The organism is Aeromonas sp. FL131 (assembly GCF_049860615.1).
GTDB classification, from domain to species: Bacteria; Pseudomonadota; Gammaproteobacteria; order Enterobacterales; family Aeromonadaceae; genus Aeromonas; species Aeromonas hydrophila.
This window is the reverse complement of the sequence record NZ_CP187595.1, coordinates 4,360,001-4,380,493: the sequence shown is the minus strand read 5'-3', so window position 1 is coordinate 4,380,493 and position 20,493 is coordinate 4,360,001. Positions and strand designations below refer to the sequence as shown.

At 57.7% G+C, this 20,493-nt stretch carries 24 protein-coding genes and 1 pseudogene (1 of these 25 running past the window's edge); 20 read left to right on the top strand and 5 right to left on the bottom strand.

The features are described from left to right. The first annotated feature begins 80 nt into the window (after nucleotides 1-80). The 3 genes from ACPW75_RS20420 (at nucleotide 81) to ACPW75_RS20410 (ending at nucleotide 2,367) form a co-directional block, all read left to right on the top strand. Nucleotides 81-239 carry a hypothetical protein gene (locus ACPW75_RS20420; RefSeq protein WP_158656238.1) on the top strand — a complete coding sequence of 53 codons (159 nt, stop codon included), beginning with the start codon at nucleotides 81-83 and terminating at the stop codon, nucleotides 237-239. A 98-nt stretch (nucleotides 240-337) separates the two neighbouring features. Then, nucleotides 338-1,255: an IS5 family transposase gene (locus tag ACPW75_RS20415; RefSeq protein WP_104451977.1), complete on the top strand. Its 918-nt coding sequence runs from the start codon at nucleotides 338-340 to the stop codon at nucleotides 1,253-1,255. Nucleotides 1,256-1,695: 440 nt separating this feature from the next. Beyond that, complete coding sequence (locus ACPW75_RS20410) at nucleotides 1,696-2,367, top strand: HAD-IA family hydrolase (RefSeq protein ID WP_101618269.1); 672 nt, start codon at nucleotides 1,696-1,698, stop codon at nucleotides 2,365-2,367. Between the two features lie 327 nt (nucleotides 2,368-2,694). Here the strand turns inward: ACPW75_RS20410 and pgi are convergent, their stop codons facing one another. Together pgi and ACPW75_RS20400 are read right to left on the bottom strand one after the other, a co-directional pair. Further along, nucleotides 2,695-4,344, bottom strand: coding sequence for a glucose-6-phosphate isomerase (gene pgi, locus ACPW75_RS20405; RefSeq protein ID WP_101618231.1), 1,650 nt, complete (start codon nucleotides 4,342-4,344; stop codon nucleotides 2,695-2,697). A gap of 60 nt (nucleotides 4,345-4,404) precedes the next feature. Continuing rightward, on the bottom strand, nucleotides 4,405-5,049 hold the full coding sequence (locus tag ACPW75_RS20400; RefSeq protein WP_101618233.1) for a transaldolase family protein: 645 nt from the start codon (nucleotides 5,047-5,049) through the stop codon (nucleotides 4,405-4,407). Between the two features lie 288 nt (nucleotides 5,050-5,337). Between ACPW75_RS20400 and ACPW75_RS20395 the strand changes: the two genes are divergently transcribed. The 4 genes from ACPW75_RS20395 to ACPW75_RS20380 all read left to right on the top strand — a co-directional run bounded on the left by ACPW75_RS20395 (nucleotide 5,338) and on the right by ACPW75_RS20380 (nucleotide 8,312). Continuing rightward, nucleotides 5,338-5,652, top strand: a complete 315-nt coding sequence (locus tag ACPW75_RS20395) for a transposase (RefSeq protein ID WP_039026396.1) — start codon at nucleotides 5,338-5,340, stop codon at nucleotides 5,650-5,652. Next, nucleotides 5,649-6,470 (top strand): IS3 family transposase, encoded by an 822-nt coding sequence (locus ACPW75_RS20390; protein ID WP_039026397.1) that lies wholly within the window; start codon nucleotides 5,649-5,651, stop codon nucleotides 6,468-6,470. The genes ACPW75_RS20395 and ACPW75_RS20390 overlap by 4 nt, the downstream gene beginning before the upstream one ends. 595 nt (nucleotides 6,471-7,065) lie before the next feature. Next, nucleotides 7,066-7,623 carry a PTS glucitol/sorbitol transporter subunit IIC gene (srlA, locus tag ACPW75_RS20385; protein ID WP_043133530.1) on the top strand — a complete coding sequence of 186 codons (558 nt, stop codon included), beginning with the start codon at nucleotides 7,066-7,068 and terminating at the stop codon, nucleotides 7,621-7,623. 20 nt (nucleotides 7,624-7,643) lie between these two features. Beyond that, a complete protein-coding gene (locus ACPW75_RS20380) occupies nucleotides 7,644-8,312 on the top strand; it encodes a hypothetical protein (protein ID WP_425904344.1) in 669 nt (222 codons plus the stop codon). Here the strand turns inward: ACPW75_RS20380 and tnpA are convergent. Further along, complete coding sequence (gene tnpA / locus ACPW75_RS20375; RefSeq protein WP_010674034.1) at nucleotides 8,232-8,636, bottom strand: IS200/IS605-like element ISAs26 family transposase; 405 nt, start codon at nucleotides 8,634-8,636, stop codon at nucleotides 8,232-8,234. The genes ACPW75_RS20380 and tnpA overlap by 81 nt on opposite strands. A 57-nt stretch (nucleotides 8,637-8,693) precedes the next feature. Here tnpA and ACPW75_RS20370 point away from each other — a divergent pair, with 57 nt between their 5' ends. From ACPW75_RS20370 to ACPW75_RS20340, 7 genes are all read left to right on the top strand, one after another. Then, the gene (locus ACPW75_RS20370; protein ID WP_331403107.1) at nucleotides 8,694-9,920 is read left to right on the top strand and encodes an RNA-guided endonuclease InsQ/TnpB family protein; all 1,227 of its coding nucleotides are present in this window, start codon (nucleotides 8,694-8,696) and stop codon (nucleotides 9,918-9,920) included. A gap of 16 nt (nucleotides 9,921-9,936) precedes the next feature. Continuing rightward, on the top strand, nucleotides 9,937-10,422 hold the full coding sequence (locus tag ACPW75_RS20365) for a hypothetical protein (protein ID WP_425904343.1): 486 nt from the start codon (nucleotides 9,937-9,939) through the stop codon (nucleotides 10,420-10,422). 19 nt (nucleotides 10,423-10,441) lie between these two features. After that, nucleotides 10,442-10,813 (top strand): PTS glucitol/sorbitol transporter subunit IIA, encoded by a 372-nt coding sequence (locus tag ACPW75_RS20360; protein WP_043133535.1) that lies wholly within the window; start codon nucleotides 10,442-10,444, stop codon nucleotides 10,811-10,813. An 86-nt stretch (nucleotides 10,814-10,899) separates the two neighbouring features. After that, the gene (srlD, locus tag ACPW75_RS20355; protein ID WP_043133536.1) at nucleotides 10,900-11,676 is read left to right on the top strand and encodes a sorbitol-6-phosphate dehydrogenase; all 777 of its coding nucleotides are present in this window, start codon (nucleotides 10,900-10,902) and stop codon (nucleotides 11,674-11,676) included. 101 nt (nucleotides 11,677-11,777) lie between these two features. Beyond that, the gene (locus ACPW75_RS20350; RefSeq protein WP_043133537.1) at nucleotides 11,778-12,134 is read left to right on the top strand and encodes a transcriptional regulator GutM; all 357 of its coding nucleotides are present in this window, start codon (nucleotides 11,778-11,780) and stop codon (nucleotides 12,132-12,134) included. A gap of 100 nt (nucleotides 12,135-12,234) precedes the next feature. Then, nucleotides 12,235-12,999 (top strand): glucitol operon DNA-binding transcriptional repressor SrlR, encoded by a 765-nt coding sequence (gene srlR / locus ACPW75_RS20345; protein WP_043133538.1) that lies wholly within the window; start codon nucleotides 12,235-12,237, stop codon nucleotides 12,997-12,999. 32 nt (nucleotides 13,000-13,031) lie between these two features. After that, nucleotides 13,032-13,997: a KpsF/GutQ family sugar-phosphate isomerase gene (locus tag ACPW75_RS20340; RefSeq protein ID WP_043133539.1), complete on the top strand. Its 966-nt coding sequence runs from the start codon at nucleotides 13,032-13,034 to the stop codon at nucleotides 13,995-13,997. A 56-nt stretch (nucleotides 13,998-14,053) separates the two neighbouring features. On the opposite strand, the pseudogene ACPW75_RS20335 reads toward ACPW75_RS20340, so the two are convergent. Further along, a pseudogene (locus ACPW75_RS20335) lies at nucleotides 14,054-14,290 on the bottom strand (IS5/IS1182 family transposase); the annotation flags it as partial. 421 nt (nucleotides 14,291-14,711) lie between these two features. After that, entirely contained in the window at nucleotides 14,712-15,488 is a 777-nt protein-coding gene (locus ACPW75_RS20330; protein ID WP_016352388.1) for a helix-turn-helix transcriptional regulator, read from the bottom strand. 209 nt (nucleotides 15,489-15,697) lie between these two features. Between ACPW75_RS20330 and ACPW75_RS20325 the strand changes: the two genes are divergently transcribed. The 6 genes in view from ACPW75_RS20325 to ACPW75_RS20300 are tightly spaced (at most 2 nt apart) and all read left to right on the top strand, a layout consistent with a single transcriptional unit that may run on beyond the window. Beyond that, nucleotides 15,698-16,459 carry a DUF3450 domain-containing protein gene (locus ACPW75_RS20325; RefSeq protein WP_179101425.1) on the top strand — a complete coding sequence of 254 codons (762 nt, stop codon included), beginning with the start codon at nucleotides 15,698-15,700 and terminating at the stop codon, nucleotides 16,457-16,459. Next, nucleotides 16,456-17,763 carry a MotA/TolQ/ExbB proton channel family protein gene (locus tag ACPW75_RS20320; RefSeq protein ID WP_077096316.1) on the top strand — a complete coding sequence of 436 codons (1,308 nt, stop codon included), beginning with the start codon at nucleotides 16,456-16,458 and terminating at the stop codon, nucleotides 17,761-17,763. Before ACPW75_RS20325 ends, ACPW75_RS20320 begins: the two co-directional genes overlap by 4 nt. Then, nucleotides 17,760-18,290, top strand: a complete 531-nt coding sequence (locus ACPW75_RS20315; RefSeq protein ID WP_005307253.1) for a MotA/TolQ/ExbB proton channel family protein — start codon at nucleotides 17,760-17,762, stop codon at nucleotides 18,288-18,290. Before ACPW75_RS20320 ends, ACPW75_RS20315 begins: the two co-directional genes overlap by 4 nt. Then, the gene (locus tag ACPW75_RS20310) at nucleotides 18,287-18,688 is read left to right on the top strand and encodes an ExbD/TolR family protein (protein WP_011707897.1); all 402 of its coding nucleotides are present in this window, start codon (nucleotides 18,287-18,289) and stop codon (nucleotides 18,686-18,688) included. Before ACPW75_RS20315 ends, ACPW75_RS20310 begins: the two co-directional genes overlap by 4 nt. Further along, a complete protein-coding gene (locus ACPW75_RS20305) occupies nucleotides 18,685-19,347 on the top strand; it encodes an energy transducer TonB (protein WP_077096315.1) in 663 nt (220 codons plus the stop codon). The genes ACPW75_RS20310 and ACPW75_RS20305 overlap by 4 nt, the downstream gene beginning before the upstream one ends. Before the next feature lie 2 nt (nucleotides 19,348-19,349). Beyond that, nucleotides 19,350-20,493, top strand: the 5' portion of a protein-coding gene (locus ACPW75_RS20300; protein WP_179101424.1) for a tetratricopeptide repeat protein. The gene runs 35 nt beyond the window's last position; 1,144 of the gene's 1,179 nt are visible here — the first part of the coding sequence; it begins with the start codon at nucleotides 19,350-19,352; the stop codon falls past the right edge of the window.

Genomic DNA, 20,493 nt, shown 5'->3' with positions numbered 1-20,493 from the left:
TTAAGCAATTTTTAATATCCCTAATATTGCCCACACTATCCAGGCAATCAAGTAAACAACCAGCACGCGGAGACACCACTATGATCCATATGACACTTTCCCATTTCTATTTCATGCTGTTGCAGCGCCTGCCGCGTGGCCGCTTCCTAGATCCACACCAAGCCGAGCGACAATTGCAGTGGCTAATGCAGTGGGATCTGGGCGAGATGAGCGCCGAGAAATACCGGCATCACTGGTGAGGAAAAACGGCAGGTGGGATGGGCGTTGTTTCCTAAATCCGGGAACTATCCGGCCACTCGGTGATCTGATCTCTTAGGTCAACTGCAGGGAGCGTCAGATGGGCAAGTCCAAGCACAAGATCAGTAACTGGAAACAGTACAACCAAGCCTTGGTGCAACGCGGTTCGCTAACCATCTGGATGACTGAGCAAGCCATCAAGCACTGGCATTGCCAGACCCATCATGGCCGCCGGGGACGTGGCTTTCACTACAGCGATAGCGCCATCGAGACCGCGCTGATGCTCAAGGGCGTGTTCAAGCTGCCACTGCGCGCCTTGGAGGGGTTCATTAACTCGCTGTTCAAACTGATGCAGGTTCCCTTGCAGTCGCCGGACTACAGTTGCATCAGCAAGCGCGCCAAGACGGTAGAGATCAAGTACCGCCTGCCCAGCCAAGGCCCGGTTGCTCACTTGGTGATTGATGCCACCGGCCTCAAGGTCTACGGCGAAGGCGAATGGAAAATTCACAAGCACGGCAAGGAGAAACGGCGCCTTTGGCGCAAACTCCATCTGGCCGTGGATGCTGCCAGCCATGCCATCGTCGCGGCCGAAGTCAGCCTCGACACGGTGGCCGATAACGAGGTGCTGCCGACATTGCTCAATCCCTTGCGGCGCAAGATCGAACAAATCAGTGCCGACGGCGCTTATGACACCAAAGAGTGTCACGCCCTGCTGAAGAAGAAGGGAGCCAAGGCCACCATCCCGCCGAGAAAGAACGCCGCGCTGTGGGAGGAAGGTCATCCCCGCAACGAAGCCGTCAAAGCGCTGAAAGCCGGTGAGCTGGAACAATGGAAAAAGGACTCCGGCTATCATCAGCGTTCGAAGGCCGAAACCGCCATGTATCGCTTCAAGCAGCTCATCGGACCGAAACTGAGCCTGCGGGATTACAACGCCCAAGTGGGGGAAATCCTGGCCGGAGTCAAAGTCATGAACAAGGTCATTGGCCTTGGTATGCCTGTTCGGCAGCCCATCAATTAAGCGAGGCGAACCGCCTGGGGACAGGCTGTCCCCCCTCTGATTTGATCAACATCGCCGGTGGGATGCGCTGCTTCAAGTCGAGATTTGAGTCAATTGTGTGCAGCCAAGAGCGACCTGTGTTCGACGAGGATGAAGTAGATATCGACCTAAATCCGTAGCTAGGCACTGACTGGATGCCGCACGTCCAGGAAAAAGTATCTGGCCACAAGGCAACACAAAAGGTTGTTGCGGTGTCGACTCCAGCAAATTTGGCCGTAATGGTTTCAATGTTGTTCTGCCAATAAACCGGTTAGATGTATTGATTACCGACTGCGGGATCAGTACCCATGACCGCTAGATACTGGAAAAAGCAGGAGTTGAAGTTATCATGGTATAGGCGAGTTTCATTGTCATATGCTGCTATGCGGTAGTTCAACTTAAATTTAAACTAAGGATATTCTGTGCAGAAGAGAATTTATTTTAAAGGCTGTTTGTTTGATTTAGATGGAACACTGGTTGATTCTACGTCAGCGGTTAATCGAGCGTGGACTATGCTTGCTAAGCGTAATCAGTTGAATGTTGAGTACGTTCTTAGTGTCATTCATGGTCGTCCTGCAAGTGAATCAATTAATGAGTTACTTAGCGGCAAAACGCAGGAGCATATCGATGCGGAGATTGTGTGGTTGCAGAATGAAGAAACCAAAGATACAGATGGTGTGGTGCCGATTGATGGGGCCATTGATTTATTGAACATGCTTGATGGGTTTGGAATACCTTGGGCCATAGTTACTTCAGGTACAATACCTGTAGCAGAAGCCCGCCTGAAAGCAAGTGGTATACGGCAACCTGATATATTTATCACTGCAGAAAGAATCACCTATGGAAAGCCTAATCCTGAGCCATATTTATTGGGGGCCAATGAGCTTGGTCTTGATATCAGAGACTGTATAGTGTTTGAAGATGCGCCGGCAGGTATTAAGGCAGGATTGGCTGCAAACAGTTGCGCAACCATTGGTATATTAAGTCACGCCATGCCTGAAGATCTTCTAAATGTAGAATGTATAAAAAATTACCGTCAGATCGATATCCATCAAGGTTCAGGTTGCAGCATATTGAAAATCAATGCTAAATAGGTGTTCCGAATACTAGATCACAGAAGGCGTGAACTCAGTCCGGGAGCTGGTTCTCTGACTTAGGAAACAACGCTTGGTTTTAGGAAAAAGAGCCGCGGATGCGCTGATTAATTTACCGAGAATATGCTCGGTAAAGACCTTCAACCAAGCCAGTGGTTCATCCGATGTCGCAATGACATCGTTCAAATCGCTTACAAGACGTAAAAAAATCCGGAACCCATCACAGGTTCCAGATTTTCTTACTGTTGGGGCTCGGCCAATGGATCCAGAGCTGATCAGCCTTGTCTCCAAGGCGGGCCCGTCTGCTAGGTTAAAGGAGGTAGGTGCTTAGGCCTTCCACGCCTTCCAGGTGTTGATCAGGCTGTTTGTGGAGCTGTCGTGGCTGCTGATGGGTTCGGCAGTGTTCAGCTCCGGCAGGATCTTGTTGGCCAGCTGCTTGCCCAGCTCCACGCCCCACTGATCGAAGCTGAAGATGTTCCAGATGATGCCTTGCACGAAGATCTTGTGCTCGTACATGGCGATCAAGGCACCCAGGGTCTTGGGGGTCAGCTGTTTGAACAGGATGGAGTTGGTCGGGCGGTTGCCGTCGAACACCTTGAACGGCACCAGGTCCTTGACCTCGTCCAGGGTCTTGCCGATGGCCAGGAACTCCGCTTCCACCTGTTCCTTGCTCTTGCCGAAGGCCAGGGCCTCGGTCTGGGCGAAGTAGTTGGCCAGCAGCTTGGGATGGTGATCGCCGATGGGGTTGTGGCTGATGGCCGGGGCCAGGAAATCGCACGGGATCAGCTTGGTGCCCTGGTGCATCAGCTGGTAGAAGGCGTGCTGGCCGTTGGTGCCCGGCTCACCCCAGATGATGGGGCCGGTCTGGTAGTCGACCTTGTTGCCGTTGCGATCCACGTACTTGCCGTTGGATTCCATGTTGCCCTGCTGGAAGTAGGCGGCGAAGCGGTGCATGTACTGGTCGTAGGGCAGGATGGCCTCGGTTTCGGCGCCGTAGAAGTTGTTGTACCAGATACCGATCAGGGCCAGCAGCACGGGAACGTTCTGCTCGAAGGCGGTGGTGGCAAAGTGCATGTCCATCTCGTAGGCGCCTTGGTGCAGGGCTTCGAAGTTCTCGAAGCCCAGTGACAGGGCGATGGGTAGACCGATGGCGGACCAGGAGGAGTAACGGCCACCGACCCAGTCCCAGAACTCGAACATGTTGGCGGTGTCAATACCGAACTCGGCCACGGCCTTGCCATTGGTGGACAGGGCCGCGAAGTGCTTGGCTACATGAGCCTCGTCACCGGCGGCTTTCAGGAACCAGTCGCGGGCGCTGTGGGCGTTGGTCATGGTTTCCTGGGTGGTGAAGGTCTTGGAGGCCACCAGGAACAGGGTGGTTTCCGGGTCGACCTTTTTCAGCGTCTCGGCGATGTGGGTGCCGTCGACGTTGGAGACGAAGTGCATCTGCAGGTGGTTCTTGTAGGGGCGCAGCGCCTCGGTGATCATCACCGGGCCCAGGTCAGAGCCACCGATACCGATGTTGACCACGTGCTCGATGGCTTTGCCGGTATAACCCTTCCACTCGCCGGAGATGATCTTCTCGCAGAAGCCTTTTATCTTGGCCAGCACGGCTTTCACGTCCGGCATCACGTCCTTGCCGTCGACCTGGATGGGGCGGTCGGAACGGTTGCGCAGGGCCACGTGCAGCACGGCGCGGCCTTCAGTCCGGTTGATTTTCTCGCCGTTGAACATGGACTCGATGGCACTGGACAGGTCGGTTTCCTTGGCCAGGTCCTGCAGCAGGGCCATGGTTTCCTGGGTGATGAGGTTCTTGGAGTAGTCGACCAGCATGTCGCCACCGAAGGTGGTGGAGAATTTGTTGAAGCGTTCGGCATCGGCGGCAAACAGATCCTTCAGCTGCCGCTCCTTGTTGGCGGCGAAGTGGGCTTCCAGTGCCTTCCAGGCCTGGGTCTGGGTCGGGTTGATGTTTTTCATTATTGCATGGGTTCCTGTGTTATTTGGAGATAGGCGCGATTATCGATGTGGAAACAAGCGTCAGCCGTAGCTGGCAAATTCGGCCACGGCCTGTGCTGTCTGGGCATTGGCAAGGTATTGAGTCAGCAGGGCTGGACTGACGGTCAGATCGTGGGCGCCGGCCAGCAGGGCCTGGGTCAGCTGTTCGGGGATGGCGAACGAGGCGGCCACTATCCGAGCGGGCAGTTGCTGCCGCTCCAGCAGCTCCCGCAACCGGCCGATAACGCGCTGGAAGTCGCCGCCTTCACGGTCGATGCGGTTCACGTAGGGGGCCAGGTAGTCGGCACCTTCCCGGGCGGCCAGGAAAGCCTGCCGTTCACAGTAGATGGCTGTGGCGCAGATGGCGCCGCTGGCGTCATCGGAACGCTTCAGCTGGTGGATGGCGGTCAGGCCGGCCGGTGACACCGGGATCTTGCAGTAAACTGCGCCCCAGCGGGACCAGAGCTGTCTCGCCTGTGCCACCATGCCGGCCGTATCGGTGGCCGTCACCTGCACAAACAGTTGGTGAGGGCGATCAAAGCCCAACGCCCTGGCTTGCCCGATGAAGTCGTCGGCCTTGATCCCGGCCTGGGCCAGCAATTTGGGGTTGCAGGTGATACCGTCCAGGCTGAGCTGGTGCACCCAGGGGCGTAATTCTTCGATGTTCGCTGAATCCAGATACAACATGAGCACTCCTTCAGTGTGAAATGCGGCATCTCCGCCCTGTCGAGGGTGACCCGTAGCTCCAGGGGGCAATCATATTGCCGCTGTTCGTCTCGTCTTTGACTGCTGTCATTCCCTAGCGGGTCCATGTGGCGCGGGCGAGACCATCCCGCGCAAGCCAGAAAGAATTTTCAACTTTCCCTGTTTACAAAGAAATGAAAACCAAGATCATTGATTTTGAAAATCAGATCAACAGTTTTGTAATGACCCACTGAAATCCTGCTCAGGTCATAATGAGTGGAGATCACAGACATGAGCATCACGATGGACGAAGAAATCAAACGTTGGACGGCCAAGCGCAAGTCCGCCTTGGTCATGGAAATCATTCAGGGCAAGACCACCGTCGCCGAAGCGGCTCGAGCCTTTGATTTGCCGCCCTCCGAGATTGAAGAATGGGTAGATGACGCCAAACGGGGCATGGAAAACGCCTTACGGGCCAAGCCACTGGATATTCGCGAGCAGTACGAGAAGCAGCTCAAGGAACTCCAGGAAGCTTATGGCGAGGCCATGCTGGAGTTACGCGCCAGAAAAAAGCTGGCCTCCCTGCTGGGCGAGGACGACAGATAGTCGCCGATGTTCAGCAGGGATTACGCGCAGAAGGTATTGATGTCTCCGTCAGCAAGCTCTGCCGCTGGTTTGGCCTGCCGCGTCGTAGTTGGTACTACCGCAGCGTCAAGGCCGCGCCCAAGCTTCAGGAGCATCTGGTCACCCCGATCAAAAACATGATTGAGGAGAACCCATCGTTCGGTTACCGGACGGTTGCAGCCCTGTTGGGGTTCAACAAGAACACGGTACAGCGCATCTTCCAGCTCAAGGGCTGGCAAGTTCGCAAGCGTCCGGTTGGGTTTCGCCCCCGGATCCAGGCCCTGCCTTCGGTGGCCTCAGCGCCCAACCAACGCTGGGCGACGGACCTATGCCGGATCTGGGCTGGTCGCGATGGCTGGTGTTCCTTGGCGCTGGTGATTGATTGCCATACCCGTGAACTACTGGGATGGCATCTCTCGCGCAGTGGTAAATCGAAAACGGCCGAGGCAGCGCTGGAGCAAGCCTTAATTGCTCGCTTCGGCAGCTTGGGACGAGTTGCATCGCCGTTTTTGTTACGTAGCGACAATGGGTTGGTGTTTACCAGCCGCAACTACACAGCACTGGTGAAGAGCTATGGGTTGCAGCAGGAGTTCATCACGCCGTACACGCCGGAACAAAACGGCATGGTCGAGCGGGTGATCAGAACGCTCAAGGAGCAGTGTGCCCATCGGCAGAGGTTCGAGACCTTGCAGCATGCCAGTCGGGTGATTGGCGACTGGATCCAGTTTTACAACCAGAAGCGTCCTCACCAGGCGCTAAAGATGAAAACACCGGCGCAGGCCTATGCCGAAGCCGCTTAGTTGTGCAGGAACGGCTGGGTCATTACAGTTTTTTATACATTTCGTATCTCTGCGGTGAGGCTATTGCTGTCATTCCTGCGCTCACGGGCGGCGAACTCGCTCAGTTCGTGCCAGGTCAGAACGATCTAAACCGGATCGCGGTCCAGGCTAGGTTGCTAACGGTTATCGATATGCCGCAAAAATAAGCGTGATCTGAATCACCAATTTAAAGCGCGCACAAAATAAAGCATATATAAAACAGTAGGATATGTTTAATTGCGCCCGAGGTGCCATTGTGCGGCCGCGATGTGTGTATGGGGAGGGAGGGGCAGTTGGGGCGCCTCAGGGAGTGGGGATGTCGTTGCCCCGTTTGAAAACCAGCGAAGCAACCGTAGCGGGAACAGGCATTCTAGGCTGGACAAAAAACGCCAACTTGGTCACATTATGAAAACCAAAATTAGCAAAGTGACGTTCAGTGTGAAAATATCAACTTACCGGGTCGCCAGCCAAACACGATAAGCGAACAGCTGCAACCTGGAACCAACCGCACGTCCGGCACCTTATCAACGGCAGGACGTGTCCCCTTCACAGATGGAGTCAACTTGAGGACTACACCATGGATGTAATTATTCATGCAGCGGAATGGTTCATTGCACTATTCCAAAAAGGCGGAGACGTCTTTGTCGGCATGGTTACCGGCATACTGCCGTTGCTGATCTCGCTGATGGTGGCGATGAACGCCCTGATCCAGTTCATCGGACAGGAGCGGGTGGAGCGCCTGGCTGCCAAGAGCGCCGGCAACCCGGTGTCCCGCTACCTGATACTGCCGGTCATCGGCACCTTCGTGTTCATGAACCCCATGACACTGAGCCTGGGTCGCTTCCTGCCGGAGCGTTACAAGCCGTCCTACTACGCAGCCGCATCCTACAGCTGTCATTCCATGAATGGCCTGTTCCCGCACATCAACCCCGGTGAATTGTTCGTCTATCTGGGCATTGCCAATGGCCTGACCACGTTGGGCATGCCGCTGGCTCCCCTGGCCATCAGCTACCTGCTGGTCGGTATGGTGAGCAACTTCTTCCGCGGCTGGGTGACCGACTTCACTACCGCCATGGTGGAAAAACAGCAAGGCGTTCGCCTCAGCACTGACGTCCACATTCGCGTAGCCGAGTAAGCCAACCAGGAGCAGACATCATGGCAAATTCATTGTACATCACCAAAGGCAGCGGCGGCTGGGGTGGTCCTCTGACCATCGACATCGAGCCGGGCAAGAAGGTCCTCTACATCACCGCGGGCACCCGACCGGACATCGTGGACCGCATGGTCGAACTCTCCGGCATGGAAGCGGTGGACGGTTTCAAGACCTCCATCCCGGATGACGAGATCGCGGTCGCCGTCATCGATTGCGGTGGCACCCTGCGTTGCGGCCTCTACCCCAAGAAGCGGATCCCGACGGTGAACATTCACTCCACCGGCAAGAGCGGCCCGCTGGCCAACTTCATCGAGGAGGATATCTATGTCTCTGGCGTGCAGCCGGACAACATCCAGCTGCAAGCCCAGGCCGGGAATGCGCCTAGCCAGCCGAAACAAGCGGCGAAACAAGAAGCGCCGCAATATGACAGCAGCAAGAAGCTGAGCGAGCAGAGCGACAGCCTGCTGGCCCGCATCGGCATCGGCATGGGCGGGGTGATGTCCACCTTCTTCCAGGCCGGCCGCGAAACCATCTTAAATACGAAAGGGGACTCCCTCCGACGTAGGTGGGAGGGGAATTTCGCCGGGGCGTCAGCCCCGCTGGTTTTGAATGTATTGCTTGATCACCTCCAACGGTGCTCCGCCGCAAGAGCCCGCAAAGTAAGAGCGTGACCAGAGTACGGGTTTGCTGTAAGCACCTCTCAAGTCCAGAAATTCATTACGCAGTCGCCTTGATGTGACCGCCTTTAACGAGTTCACCAGTACCGATAGCTGTACCGTTGGCGCGTACTCTATCAGCATGTGAACATGATCAGCCTCTCCGTCACACTCTTTCAGTTCCGCACCAAAATCTCTGCAAACCTCTGCCGCACACTGACCGAAGGAAGCGTGATGCAGATCCCCCAGTATCGGCTTTCGATACTTGGTGATAAACACCAAGTGTACGTGCAAAACGTAGGCCGCATGGCGTGATTTATTAATTTTAGTGAATTGCATTCTGTCACTCAATCGGGCTTAATAGATATGGCAATAATGCTACACACTGAGCGCTAAATGCAAATTCTGAAAGCCTACAAATTCCGACTCGAACCGACCGAACAACAAGCGCAACGCCTGCGCCAGTTGGGCGGTTGTGCTCGTTATGTCTGGAATCACGGGCTGGCAGAAACCAAACGCATTCTGGATGCTGGCGAAAAACTGCCTTCTGCCTTTGAGCTGAACAGGATGCTCACCAGTTGGAAGAAAGACCCAGAAATGGCCTTTCTGGCCGAGGCATATACCGACAACCTCCAGCAGAAGCTCAAGGATTTGCATGGCGCGTGGATGCGCTGCTTTGATAAGAAACTCGCCGCCAAGGCACCCGTATTCAAGAAAAAAAGCGACAACTGCGACGCTATCCGGTTCGTCAACTTCGACAAGTATTGCCGCCTTGAAAAGGGTCGCGTGAAGCTGCCTGCCGGGCTGGCGTGGGTCAAGTTCCGTCAGTCCCAGCCAGTTGAAGGGAAAATTAAAAACGCGACCGTCAGCCAAGCAGCCGGGCACTGGTATATCTCCTTTCAGGTCGAGCAGGAGACGCTTGAGCCAATTCACCCCTCCGGCTCAATGGTCGGGCTGGATGCGGGGATCGCCAAGCTCGCAACCCTGTCAGATGGCACGGTGTTTGAGCCCGTCAACAGCTTCAAAACCAATCAGACCAAGCTGGCAAGGCTCCAACGCCAGTTGAGCAAAAAGGTAAAGTTCAGCAGCAACTGGAAGAAACAAAAAGCCAAGATCCAGCGGCTGCATTCACATATCGCTAATACCCGCCGCGATTACCTTCACAAGGTCACAACGACTATCAGCAAAAACCACGCGATGATCGTCATTGAGGATTTGAAGGTTGCCAGCATGTCAAAATCAGCAGCGGGCACGACCAGCCAGCCGGGGCGCAACGTCCGGGCAAAATCAGGGCTGAATCGTTCGATATTAGATCAGGGCTGGTTTGAGCTGCGCCGCCAGCTCGAATATAAGCAGGCATGGCGAGGCGGTCAGGTGTTGGCGATAAACCCGGCCTACACCAGCCAGCAGTGCGCCTGTTGTGGGCATACTGCGAAGGATAACCGCCAGACGCAAAGCCAGTTTAAATGCGCTGCGTGTGGTTATGAGGCGAACGCCGATGTGAACGGCGCTCGCAATATTTTAGCGGCGGGACACGCCGTTTTAGCCTGTGGAGGCGTGGTGCAATCAGGCCGCCCGATGAAGCAGGAACCCGGTACTGCGCGAGCAGCTATCACCCAGTAATGGGAATCCCCCTCCTGTGACGCGAAGCGCTAAGGTGGGGGAGGATGTCAACGATACGGTGCTGCGCTCCATCCTGCCCTTCATGGCGTTCGTGTCCATGTTGATCGGGGTCATCCTGGCCTCCGGGGTGGGTGATGTGATTGCACATGCCCTGATCCCGCTGGCCAAGAGTCCCGTTGGCCTGATGACCCTGGCGCTGATCTGTTCCTTCCCGTTCCTGTCACCCTTCCTTGGCCCGGGCGCCGTCATCGCGCAGGTCATCGGTGTGCTGGTAGGGACCCAGATCGGTCTTGGCAACATTCCGCCGCACCTGGCACTGCCGGCCCTGTTCGCCATCAATGCCCAGGCTGCCTGTGACTTCATCCCGGTAGGTCTGAGCCTGGCCGAAGCCAAGCCGAAAACAGTCCAAATCGGGGTGCCGTCCGTGCTTTACTCACGGTTCCTGACCGGAGCGCCGACCGTACTGCTGGCCTGGCTCGCCTCCTACTTCATCTACCAATAACGCTCAAACGAGGACTGAAATGACTATGTTGTACCAAACCCAAGTGACCAAGATCGGCGAGTTTGCTGCCGAAGCCCTGGATGACAACATGATGATACTGTTCGATGACAATGCCCCGGCAGACGTAGCGGACTACTGCTACATCCATCCGCACGCAGCGCTGTTGGATGACATCAAGGTGGGAGGGGATTTCGTTCTGGGTCAGACACGTTTTCCCATCACGGCGGTAGGCGACGTAGTCAACCAGAACCTCGGCGAATTGGGTCACATCACCATCCGTTTCGATGGCGCCGATGAAGCGGAATACCCAGGAACCGTGCATGTGAGCGGCACTTGCCCGACAGTCCCGGAACTGGAAATCGGCACCGAAATCACGTTTGAACTGAACTGAACAATCAAGACTCACGCTCCCCCTGCATCATTGAGTTAGCGGCTCGAAGCAGGGGGGCGCGAGATACAGCAATCGAGGAGAGTAACATGTCAAAAGTAGCACTGGTAGTTGGCGGCGGTAAAAGTCTGGGCGCCTTCCTTTGCAAGGGGCTGGCCGAGGCCGGCTATCGGGTGGCAGTCGCAGATATGGACGCCGACAGCGCCAAGCTCACCGCCAGCGAAATCGCCGAGGTGCATGGTGCTGAGAACGTGATGGCCGTGCAGGCCAATGCCACCCAGGAAGCGGATGTGCAGCGCATGGTCGGTGCCGTCGATGATCGCTTCGGGCGCATCGACCTGCTGGTCTACAATGCCGGCACGGCGACCGCGGCCAAGATCGATCAGTTCCCGTTGGATGCTTGGTACCGCTCCATCGAGGTGAACCTGACCGGTTACTTCCTGTGTGCCCGTGAGGCTTCCAAGGTGATGATCCGCCAAAATGGCGGCCGCATCATCCAGATCAACTCCAAGTCCGGCAAGGTGGGCTCCAAGCACAACTCCGGCTACTCGGCAGCCAAGTTTGGCGGTGTCGGTCTGACCCAATCGCTGGCGCTGGACCTGGCCGAGCACAACATCACCGTCCACTCCCTGATGCTGGGCAACCTGCTCAAGAGTCCCATGTTCCAGTCCCTGCTGCCGCAATACGCGAAAAAGCTGGGCATCCCCGAGGATCAGGTGGAGCAGGTCTATATCGACAAGGTGCCGCTCAAGCGTGGCTGCGATTTCCAGGACGTACTGAACGTGCTGAAGTTCTATGCCAGCGACGAGGCCAGCTACTGCACCGGCCAGTCCATCAACATTACCGGTGGTCAGGTGATGTTCTAGTGGTCAGGTGATGCTCTAGTTCCAACTGTGTGGGAAACTCCTGAGAACCTAATCTTTTGGCAGTGTGTCGTACACTGCCTTTTTTCATTGTGAGGTGCTAAATGGATGCCATTAATCTTCTGATCGTGTTTGCCCTGGTGGCCTGGGGATTGCAGATCGGCCTGGGCTTTTTTCAGGTACGGGCTTTCAATCGCATGCTGCAGGACATGAGCCTCAAAGGCTCGGTGAAGATCGGCCGCACGGCCTCCCGCTGGCGCCCGCGCACCCTGGTGGTGCTGGCCCATGATGCCAACGGCGTGATTGTCGATGCCAAAATCATGCGTGGCCTGACCATCTTCGCCAGACCCCAGACGCTGGACACTCTGGTGCATGCCCGTATCCCGCTGACCGAGCGACAACTGGCCGAACTGGCACCGCCGGTACGCGAAGCGGTAACCTGCGCGCTGTCAATAAAATGACAATTCGGTTGTCATATAATTTTCATTATGAAAATTTCAGTGTACATTCTTAGGAAATGAAGCCTATGGCTTTTTAAATTCAGCATATAGGGATTCAGGTATGTCCATTGAAACTCGTCGAGAAATGTTGGTGCGTTATCTGCGCGAACATGGCAGAACGTCAGTCAACGATTTGGCCGCCCATTTCAACATCACCGGCGCCACGGTGCGCAGCGATCTGCGGCATCTGGAGCAGGCCCAGCTGGTAGTCCGCCGCTATGGCGGCGCCGAGGCGTTCACCCAGCCGGCGCTGGAAGATCACTCCATGGACGAGAAAACCGTGCTCAATCTGAACACCAAGCAGCGCATCGGCGCCAGGGCCGCGAGCCTGGTCCGGGATGGCGAGTCCATCATTCTCGACAGTGGCAGCACCACCCTGCAGATGGTGCCCTGGCTGGCAGAGCGGGTAGCGCTGACGGTGATGACCAACAGCCTGCACATCATGAATGAAGCAGCGGCGCTGGACAGCAACGTGACGCTGCTGATGCCGGGTGGCACCTACCGCAAACGCTCCGCTTCCTTTCATGGCAGCCAGGCAGAGCAGGCCTTTCGCGTATTCACCTTCGACAAGTTGTTCATCGGCGCCGACGGCTTCGATGTCGAGCAGGGCACCACCACCTTCAACGAGGCATATCAGGTGAGCCAGGCCATGTGCCAGGCGGCACGGCAGATCATCGTGGTGACCGACTCCAGCAAATTCGGCCGCAAGACGCCCAACGTGGTGGTGCCCATCGACAAGATCGACATCATCATCACCGACAAGGGCATCAGCGATGCTGACCGGCAGGCGCTGGAGCAGCATGGCATCCAGGTGGTGCTGGTCTGAACTCCCCCCAATCCCCAGAGGTTCCCTTCGTCATGCGTGAACAGATCCAGCGCTACGCTCATGAAACCCTGAGTATCGAACTGGCCGAGGCACAAAGGCTGTGCTCTCGGCTCAATGATTCCTTCGTCTCGGCCTGCGAGGCCATCCTTGCTTGTACGGGCAAGATAGTGGTCACCGGCATCGGCAAGTCCGGCCATATCGGCAAGAAGATTGCCGCGACCCTGGCCTCGACCGGCTCGCCCGCCTTTTTCGTCCATCCCGCCGAGGCGCTGCATGGCGATTTGGGCATGATCACCAAGGGGGATCTGGTCATCATGATCTCCAACTCCGGCGAGGCCGGCGAGTTCAAGACCATGCTGCCGCTGCTCAAGCACAAGGGTCTGGTGGTGATCGGTTTCACCGGCAAGCTCGACTCCTATCTGGCGCGACAGGCCGATCACGTCATCGACATCAGCGTCCAGCAGGAGGCCTGTCCTCTCGGTCTGGCGCCGACTTCCAGTGCCATCAACACCCTGATGATGGGCGATGCCCTTGCCATCAGTGCTATGCGCATTCGCGATTTCAACGAGCAGGACTATGCAGTTTCTCACCCGGGCGGTAGCCTGGGTGCCCGATTGTTGCTACGCAACAAGGATATATTAGACCCTGAGCTACCAATACCAGTTTGTTCTGCAGACACATCCTTGAGGGATGCCATTGTGGCTTTGAGTCGTGGTGGATTTGGGCTAGTAGTGATTAGTAGTGATCAGGGCAGCATCTTGGGAGTTTTCACGGATGGTGATTTGCGGCGCTCTTTGGAAAAAACATTGCCCCTGGATACCTGTGTCACCGAGCTGATGACCCGAACACCGGTGGTGGTCCAAGCGGACGGTCTGGCGGCTGCCACACTGGAACTTATGCACGAACATCGCATCAATGCTGTCCCCGTGGTGTCTGATGAGGCTCGATTGTTGGGGGTGATCAGTATTCATCAGATATATAAAGCTGGTATTCGTTGATGGAGCGAAAGGCGCGAGCCATCATTTTGCTGTAGTTTTCCTGCTAGAGGCTGTCGTCATAAGATGGCAGCCCATAATGCCACGCAGCGGATCCGGACAGCCGCCACGAACGAAGCGGTGTTTTTCGCATACCGCGTGGCTATCCCTCGCCATTGTTTCAGGTGGAGAAAGGCAATTTCTACCAGATGCCTTACCTTATACATTTCCCTGTCGTGCTCTCGCTTTTCCTTACGATTCCGCTTCGACGGGATCACCACCTCCATCCCCTGAGACGCGGCCTGGGCTACCAAAGCGTGGCAAGGATGGTTATTCCGGCATACCTCATCCGCAGACCAAATCTGTGGATAAGGGCAAGCTGCCTGAGAAGTCCAGCGTTGGCGGGGAGCGACTTGCAGTTCTTGGGTATTTCGCACGGTATGAAACTGCGTTGGGTTAATGTTCTGCATCAGCCGAATCTTGCGATTCACCGTGCACGAGTGTTCTGAACTTCGTTAGAGAAAACGGCAAAATCTTCAAACATTGGTATGATGCTTTATTGCTCTGCTTTTTCTCATCGTTAGCGCTAAATTCTTAAGCTGGTATGATACTTTATTTTTTAGTGTCCGATTTTTCATGTGGTGAAATGCGGCTTACAGGGTGATTTGGTATGAATTTTTATTACTCGCATACAAGAGCCGCATTGCGGCTCTTTTTGTTTGTCTGGCTCGGTGGCCGTTATGACAGCCGCAGGTTGGTGATGGTCACGTCGTCCAGCGAGGGCACTATGATGCCGCTGGAGATGCTCTTGGCGATCGCCTGGTTGCGGTTTTTCGAGTCGGTCTTGTTGGTGACCTGATTGAGGTGGAAGTTCACGGTCCGCTCGCTGATGCCGAGGATGGTGGCGATCTCCCAGGAGGTCTTGCCCTCGCTGGCCCAGAACAGGCACTCCTTCTCCCGATCCGACAGCTCGGTCAGGTACTTCATCAGATCCGGCCTGCTCTTTATCAGCTGAAGTGCCGAGTTGAAGATGTAGCTGGCGCAGAACGACAGCAAGGGAACGTTTTCAAACATCAGATCGGAATTGGACTTCTCCTTGCTGATGAAGGAGAGGATGCCGTGTTCCCCCTGCGGCGTGTGCAGCGGGAAGGAGACGCCGTTTCTCACCCCGAAGTCGGCGGCCAGGTTCATCACCTCCCGGCTGGCGCTGGGCAGCCACGGAGAGTCGCAGTCGAGCTTGTTCCAGAAGATGGGCTGGGTCTGCTTCAGCCCCAGGAAGACGACCGGGTCCTGGGTCAGGTAGTGCCGCTCCGAATAGGCATCAAACCAGCTGGTGGGGCAGTTGTTGAACAACGCCACATGGGATTTCTGCATGCTGATGGGGAAAATAATCAGCAAACGGAAGTAATCAAAGCCCATCTGATGACTGAAGCGCTCCAGCTGCTGCTGGATGTCGCTGGTCTTCTTGGCCTTGGTGAACCGATCGATGTGTTCCCAGATCGCATCGTTGAACATGAACTTCTCCTTTTTCGATCTCTATCACATTGATCGAAAAGATATTTTTTATTTATTAATTTGGTGTGGTGAGAACCAACGCCAGTGACTCCCGTGCTTGCTTAAAAATTATCCTGTTTTTTCGGCCGAAGGCCAACAAAATCATCTGATTGCCACTGCCCCCACTCTTTGAGACAATGAGAATAGTTATCATTGTTAAGATTTATATCATGAATAAGTTTTGGGGTTTGGCCTTGTTGCCACTGTCAGTCCACTTCGCTGCTGGCGCCGACGAGCTGGTCGCACCGGCACTGAAAAACAGCATCGCCGCCGGGAAAGCTTCCCAGCAGCGCGTGGAAAAAGCCGCCGATGCGGCCGTTGCCGCCCGGCTGGAGCTGCAAAATGCCCAGCTGCAACTGCGTGATCTGGAAGCCTACAACCGCTACATGCAGTCTCTGGTGGCCGATCAGCAAAATGAGCTGGGCAAACTGAGTCAGCAGCTGGAGGCGGTACAGGAGACCCGGCAGGGCCTGATCCCGCTGATGCTGCAGATGCAGGCCGATCTGGAGCTGCTGGTGCAAAACGACATGCCGCTGCGCAAGGAAGATCGCCTGGCGCGGGTTGAACAGTTGAAGGCCACCCTGGCCCGCGCCGATGTGAGCGAGGCGGAGAAGTTCCGCCAGCTGCTGCAGGCCTACCAGATCGAAGCCGAATATGGCAGCCGGTTGGATAGCTACTCTGCCGAGCTGGAGCTGGACGGCGCATCGCGCCGAGTCGACGTGCTGGCGGTGGGCCGGGTCTCCCTGCTGGCGATGACCGCCGATCGCTCCCAGGCGTGGCGCTGGTCTGCGCAGAGCAAGCAATGGCAGGCTCTCGACAGCCAGTGGCTCTCTCCCATCGCCGAGGCGCTGGAGATGGCTGCCGACAAGAAGGTTCCCCAGTTGTTGAATGTCCCCCTTTCCGTCAGCCGTGGTCAGGAGGCCCAATCATGAGCATCACCATGAAGTGGTTCCCCCTCGCCATCGCCCTCTCTCTGGGCACCACCACTGCCGTTGCCGATGAAGCCTGGCAGCAGCAGGAGCAGGCTCGTGAGCAGCAGGCCCAGCAGGATCTGGCATCCGTTTCCAAGGAGCTGAACAGTGCCCGTGCCAAACTGGCAGCGGCCCAGAGCCTTAGCAAACATCTGGCGGCCGAGTTTGCCGGCAACGAGAAGCAGCTGGTGGAGCTCAATGCCCAGTGGGAGCAGGCCTCCGGCGACATGAACGAGATCTTCGCGGTGACCCGTCAGGGGGCCAGCGATGCGGTCAAGCTGCTGAGCGAATCCGCCGTCGAGGGCCAGTACCCAGATCGCCTCGCCCCGCTCAAGGCCATGGCGCAGGAGAAGCAGGTGCCGGATCGCGCCGCCCTCGCCCTGTTGCCCGCCACCCTGCTGCAAGAGATCCGTGAATCGGGCCGGGTTGCCCAGTTCGACGGCAAGGTGCTCGATGCCCAGGGGGCTGCCAGCGAGCAGCCGCTGACCCGTGTCGGCAGCTTCGCCCTGCTGGGGAGCGCAGGCTTCCTGCAACCCACTGCCGAAGGCCTGAGCCCGGTGCTGGGTCTGCCCGGCAGCGTGCTCTCCGCCACGGCCGCCTATCAGGGGCAGGAGGGGGAAGCGCTGCCGCTGGACCCCTCCCACGGCACCCTGCTGGAGATGTTGGCGCAAGCCCCCACCTTCTGGCAGCAAGTCCAGCAGGGCGGCCAGGTTGGCGCCATTATCGTGCTGCTGGCCGCCATCGGCCTGGGGATCGCCGGAGTGAGGCTGTGGAGCCTCTCCCGCGAACTGGGTCGGGTTCGTCGCCAACTCAAGAGCGGTGAATATCATGCCGACAACGCCCTCGGTCGGGTGCTGACGGTAGCTGACAAGCATCCCGAGCTGAGCATGGAGACCCTCGAGCTGCGTCTCGACGAGGCGATTCTGCAGGAGACCCCTCGCATGGAGCGCGGCATCGGCATGGTCAAGGTGATCGCGGCCATCGCCCCCATGCTGGGCCTGCTCGGCACCGTGACCGGGATGATCGGCACCTTCCAGGCCATCACCCAGTTCGGCACCGGCGATCCCAAGATCATGGCAGGCGGTATCTCCATGGCGCTGGTCACCACGGTACAGGGTCTGGTGGCGGCCATTCCGCTGATCCTGGCCCACAGCCTGCTGCAATCCCGCTTCACCGAACTCTCCAACGTGCTGGAGCAGCAGGTGGCCGGCATTCTGGCCGAGCGGGCCGAAAGCAACCGTGACGGGATGGAGCGGGCGGCATGATGCTCGACATCTGGCAACAGCTGCAGAGCTTCATGGGCCGTGGCGGCCCGGTGCTCTGGGTCATTCTGGCTCTGCTGGTGCTGATGTGGATTCTGATGATCGAGCGGCTGCTCTACCTCAACCTGGGGTTTGCCCCGCTGCAGCGCCAGCTGCTTGGCCGCTGGCAGGCCCGTAGCGAGCGCCACAGCTGGCACGCTCGGGCGATCCGCGGGCGCTGGCTGGCCGAGGCCGAGCTTGAGCTCAATCGTCATCTGATCTTCATCCGCACCCTGGTGGTGCTCTGCCCCATGCTGGGGTTGCTGGGTACCGTGACCGGCATGATAGGCGTATTCGATGCGTTGGCCGCGGCCAACCGCTTTAACCCGGAGAGCATGGCGGGCGGGATCTCCCGCGCCACCATCCCCACCATGGCTGGCATGGTGGTCGCGCTCTCCGGCGTGTTGTTACTCAGCCGGCTCGAGAGCCAGGCCAAGCGTGCGCTGGCCAAGACCCGGGACGGCCTGCGAGAAGAGAAGGTAATGCAATGAGACGGCAATCCAAACGCCAGCGTGACGAAGTGCAGATCGACATGACCCCCATGCTGGATATCGTGTTCATCATGCTGATCTTCTTTATTGTCACCACCTCCTTCGTGCGCGAAGCCGGGCTCGAGGTGCACAGGCCCCAGGCCAGTCAGGCCAAGGCGCAGAAGTCCTCCAGCATCATGCTGGCGATCGGCGCCCAGGGGCAGATCTTCCTCGACCGCAAGCAGATCGACGTGGAGCGGGTGCAGGCCAGCGTCGCCCGCCTGCTGGCGGAACAGCCCGATGCCAGCCTGGTGATCCAGGCCGACGAGCGGGTACCCCACGGCAAGGTGGTGCGGGTGATGGATGAAGCCAAGGCGGCAGGCATCGCCAACATCGCCGTGGCGGTGGCACCGAAATGAAATACAAGCTGATGAGCCTGGGACTGGGGATTGCCCTCAGTCTGGGGATCCTGCTGTTCATGGCCACCCTGGTGGAGCCGCCCAGAGGGGAGAAGGCGAGCGCCGAGCAGAAATCCATCGTCATCAACATGCAGAGCGAGGTGACCGAGGTACAGGTGCGCGAGCGCCCGGTACCCCAGGAGCCGGAACCCTTGCCGGAGCCGCCTGCCGCGCTGGCCTCGACGCCGTTGCCTATGCCTGCGGCGGCCCCGCTGCCCTCGGTGCAGCCGAGCCTGGATCTGGTCTCCAGCCTCAGCGCGGTGCAGGTCTATGCCCCTGGCGTTGCGACCAGCCCTAGCCCGGTCGCGAGCGGCAACTTCCATGGTCAGCAACAGGGGGCCGGGATCGGCGCCGGTGACATGTTGATGCCGCTGCAACGGATCGAGCCTGTCTATCCCTATCGGGCCCAGCAGGCCGGCATCGAAGGGTCGGTGACCTTGCGTTTCAGCGTCGATGCCGACGGCCGGGTACAGGATGTGGAAGTGGTCGAGGCCAAGCCGAAGCGTCAGTTCGAGCGGGCAGCCATTCAGGCGATCAACAAGTGGCGCTACCAGCCGAGACCGGGCGCCACCGACAAGCTGGTGCAAGTCATCACGCTCAAATTCAAACTGGAGTCATAACTATGTTGCGGATCTGGATCTGTGTGCTGGCCCTGGTCAGCCAAGCCTGTCTGGCGATGGAGGTGAGCCCTCATTTCTCCCGCCAGCTGGAGCCCGTGATGAAGCTCTATCAATCCGGCCAGTGGCAACAGGCCCAGAGCAAGGCATCCGGCCTCAAACCAAATAGCGAGGCGGAGCGTGCCTGGCTGGCTCAGTTGCAGGCATCCCTGGCCGCCAACCTGCAGCAGACCGCGCAGGCCAGCCGCTACGTGGAACAGGCGCTGGCCTATAAAGAGTGGCCCGAGCAGCAACAGCTGCAACTGTTGCGGCTGCGCGGTGACATCCAGGCCCAGCAATCCAACTGGGCCGGTGCCATCGCCAGCTACAAGGCCGCATTGGCCATCAAGGCTGACGATGCCTTGCGCCTGCGCCTGGCCGGCCTCTATTACCACAACAAGCAGTACGGTGAGGCGGCCAGCCAGAGTGAACAGCTGTTGAAGAAGAGCTGGCAGAAGCAGGCTGCGATCATCCGCCTCTCGGCCCTCACCGCATTGCAGCGCTACGGTGTGGCGGCCGATCAGGCCGCAGAGCTGATCCGCCACGAGCCGACAGAGAGCAAGTGGTGGCAGCAGGCGGTGTCGCTCAACCTCTCCGCCAAGCGCGGCGATCAGGCGCTGGCACTGCTGCAAACCGCCATCGACAGGAAGTTGATGGATGATGCCGCCACCCGCAACCAGCTGATCCGTCTTTATGCCTGGCAGGGACTGCCCTATCGCGGTGCCCGTCTGCTGGAAACGGCCATGGCGAAGGGACAGATGAAACAGAGCGCCGAGAATCAGCAACTGCTGGCTCAATTGTGGGAAGGGGCGCGCGAGTGGCCGAAGGCCGTTGACAGCTGGCAGCTGCTCGCCCGCGAGCATGCCCAACCCAAGGCGGCCATGCGCGCCGCCGAGCTGCTGTTGCAACAAGGCAGAACGGATGCGGCCATGACCCAGCTCGCGGCTATCAAGTCGGTGAAAGGCGAGCAAGGTAATCGCGCCAAGGCACTGCTGGTGCAGGCACATCTCAATAAAGAGCAGTATGCACAGGCGCTGGAGCTGGCCCGTGAACTGCAGCAGCAGGATAACTGGCAGCAGCGAGCGACCAGCTGGGTCAACTATATCCAGG

Excerpts from the sequence above, each read along its gene's own strand:
- tnpA (WP_010674034.1), bottom strand. The coding sequence starts at position 8,636 with ATGCAATTCACTAAAATTAATAAATCACGCCATGCGGCCTACGTTTTG.
- ACPW75_RS20350 (WP_043133537.1), top strand. The coding sequence starts at position 11,778 with ATGGATGCCATTAATCTTCTGATCGTGTTTGCCCTGGTGGCCTGGGGA.
- ACPW75_RS20360 (WP_043133535.1), top strand. The coding sequence starts at position 10,442 with ATGACTATGTTGTACCAAACCCAAGTGACCAAGATCGGCGAGTTTGCT.
- pgi (WP_101618231.1), bottom strand. The coding sequence starts at position 4,344 with ATGAAAAACATCAACCCGACCCAGACCCAGGCCTGGAAGGCACTGGAA.
- ACPW75_RS20330 (WP_016352388.1), bottom strand. The coding sequence starts at position 15,488 with ATGTTCAACGATGCGATCTGGGAACACATCGATCGGTTCACCAAGGCC.
- ACPW75_RS20400 (WP_101618233.1), bottom strand. The coding sequence starts at position 5,049 with ATGTTGTATCTGGATTCAGCGAACATCGAAGAATTACGCCCCTGGGTG.
- ACPW75_RS20380 (WP_425904344.1), top strand. The coding sequence starts at position 7,644 with ATGGCAAATTCATTGTACATCACCAAAGGCAGCGGCGGCTGGGGTGGT.
- ACPW75_RS20320 (WP_077096316.1), top strand. The coding sequence starts at position 16,456 with ATGAGCATCACCATGAAGTGGTTCCCCCTCGCCATCGCCCTCTCTCTG.
- ACPW75_RS20415 (WP_104451977.1), top strand. The coding sequence starts at position 338 with ATGGGCAAGTCCAAGCACAAGATCAGTAACTGGAAACAGTACAACCAA.
- ACPW75_RS20305 (WP_077096315.1), top strand. The coding sequence starts at position 18,685 with ATGAAATACAAGCTGATGAGCCTGGGACTGGGGATTGCCCTCAGTCTG.
- srlR (WP_043133538.1), top strand. The coding sequence starts at position 12,235 with ATGTCCATTGAAACTCGTCGAGAAATGTTGGTGCGTTATCTGCGCGAA.
- ACPW75_RS20340 (WP_043133539.1), top strand. The coding sequence starts at position 13,032 with ATGCGTGAACAGATCCAGCGCTACGCTCATGAAACCCTGAGTATCGAA.
- ACPW75_RS20315 (WP_005307253.1), top strand. The coding sequence starts at position 17,760 with ATGATGCTCGACATCTGGCAACAGCTGCAGAGCTTCATGGGCCGTGGC.
- ACPW75_RS20420 (WP_158656238.1), top strand. The coding sequence starts at position 81 with ATGATCCATATGACACTTTCCCATTTCTATTTCATGCTGTTGCAGCGC.
- ACPW75_RS20310 (WP_011707897.1), top strand. The coding sequence starts at position 18,287 with ATGAGACGGCAATCCAAACGCCAGCGTGACGAAGTGCAGATCGACATG.
- ACPW75_RS20395 (WP_039026396.1), top strand. The coding sequence starts at position 5,338 with ATGAGCATCACGATGGACGAAGAAATCAAACGTTGGACGGCCAAGCGC.
- srlD (WP_043133536.1), top strand. The coding sequence starts at position 10,900 with ATGTCAAAAGTAGCACTGGTAGTTGGCGGCGGTAAAAGTCTGGGCGCC.
- ACPW75_RS20370 (WP_331403107.1), top strand. The coding sequence starts at position 8,694 with ATGCAAATTCTGAAAGCCTACAAATTCCGACTCGAACCGACCGAACAA.
- srlA (WP_043133530.1), top strand. The coding sequence starts at position 7,066 with ATGGATGTAATTATTCATGCAGCGGAATGGTTCATTGCACTATTCCAA.
- ACPW75_RS20325 (WP_179101425.1), top strand. The coding sequence starts at position 15,698 with ATGAATAAGTTTTGGGGTTTGGCCTTGTTGCCACTGTCAGTCCACTTC.